General features: G+C 73.3%; 1 protein-coding gene. It reads right to left on the reverse strand.

From position 1 onward, the window contains the following. Positions 1-36: 36 nt before the first annotated feature. The gene (locus tag DW309_RS03410; RefSeq protein ID WP_205812607.1) at positions 37-1,659 is read right to left on the reverse strand and encodes a Mur ligase family protein; all 1,623 of its coding nucleotides are present in this window, start codon (positions 1,657-1,659) and stop codon (positions 37-39) included. Positions 1,660-1,752: the final 93 nt, after the last annotated feature.

The raw sequence follows: 1,752 nt of genomic DNA on the forward strand, positions 1-1,752 counted from the left end.
GCGCCCGATGCAGCGCGGCGCTGCACCGGGCGGCGGTCAGTCCTCGTCCGGGTAGGGCACGGGCCAGCGCGGTTCCGGAACCGGCCACCCGGCGGCCTTCAGCGCGCGGCGGGACAGCTCACGCGCCGAGTACGGGGTGCGCACGCCGCGGATGTCCCGGTAGTCCTGATGCCCGGGACCCGCCCACAGGATCGCGTCGCCGTCGCCCACCAGGCCGACCGCCGCGACGATCGCCGCCTCCGGTGGGGAGTACTCGTGGATCTCCGCGTCGGGTCGTGCCCGGCGCGCGCCCTCCACGAGGGTCGCCCGGATGGACGCCGGGTCTTCGAAGCGCGGGTGATGATCGGTCACGACGAGGATGTCGCTGCCCTCCACGGCCGTGCGCGCCATGTCGAAGCGCTTGCTGGCGTCGCGGTCGCCATCCGCGCCGAACAGCATCAGCACCTTTCCGGGGGTGACCCGGCGCACGGCGGCGAGGGTCTTCTCGAAGGCGTCCGGCGAGTGCCCGAAGTCTACGAACACCGCCGGTCCGCGGTCGCCGGAGACGAGCTGCGTACGGCCGGGGAGGTAGGCGTGGATGCCGCCGTCGCGGCCGAGCGCGTCGGTGATCCGCTCCCACGCGTACCCGCCCTCCAGCAGCATGACGATCGCGAGCGCGGCATTGGCGGCCATGTGCGGACCGATCACCGGCACCGTGGTGGTGAGGGTTCCGGCAGGGCCGCTCATCGTGAAGGTGGTGCCGGCGGCGCGCTCCTCGTCGATCACGACCACCCAGTCCGCGCGGGCCGCGGCATCGGGGTCGGCGGCGATCGACGGCGTGCCGACCGTGACGACGGGGATCTCCGCGCGATCGACGACCAGCGCGCCGGAGGGGGAGTCGAGGCAGACCACGCCGCGGACCGCGCGATCGGGACGGAACAGCGGCAGCTTCGCCTCGAAGTACTCCTCCATGTCGGCGTAGTCGTCGAGGTGGTCGTGGCTGAGGTTCGTGAAGCCGGCGACATCGAACCGGATCCCGTCGACGCGGTGGCGGGACAGCGCCTGCGCGCTCACCTCGACCGCGACCGCTTCCACGTGCCGCTCGCGCATCAGCGCCAGGAGCGCGTGCATCTCCGACGCCTCCGGCGTGGTGAGCCGCGACACGATGACCTCGCCCGCGATGTGGCGCTCGGCCGTCGACGACAGCCCCGTGACGACGCCCATCTGCTCGAGGATGCCCTCCAGGAGGTGGGAGACGCTCGTCTTGCCGTTGGTGCCCGTCGTCGCGAAGAGCAGCGGCAGGGGGTCGTCCGCCCCGGTGCCGTAGACCCAGGCGCTCAGGTCGCCCAGCACGGCGCGCGGATCGTCCACCACGAGGACGGGCAGGCCGGCGTCCGCGGCGATTTCCGCGCCGCGCTCGTCGGTGATGACCGCGACCGCGCCCTTCTCGGCAGCGGTCGCCGCGAAGTCGGCTCCGTGGCGGTTCACGCCCTGGATCGCGACGAAGGCCTCACCGGGGCGAAGATCCGCGGTGGCGAGAGTGATGCCGCTCAGGGACACTCCGGTGGCGTCGCCGCGCACGGTGGCGGCGAATCGGGAGGCCAGTTCGGAAAGCTCGCGCCGGGGCGGGTTCGCGGGGCGGAGCACAGGGGGCAGGCTCGGTTGTTGTTCAATCGACATGTCGGATCCATGATCTCACGGCGCCGCACGGATGCCGGGCGGACGGCCCGCCGCGCGCCGGGGTCGGACGCGCGGCGGGCCGGGGCTCAGGCC

Origin of the sequence: Microbacterium sp. K41 (assembly GCF_004794395.1) — a bacterium.
GTDB lineage: Bacteria > Actinomycetota > Actinomycetes > Actinomycetales > Microbacteriaceae > Microbacterium > Microbacterium sufflavum.

Excerpts from the sequence above, each read along its gene's own strand:
- DW309_RS03410 (WP_205812607.1), bottom strand. The coding sequence starts at position 1,659 with ATGTCGATTGAACAACAACCGAGCCTGCCCCCTGTGCTCCGCCCCGCG.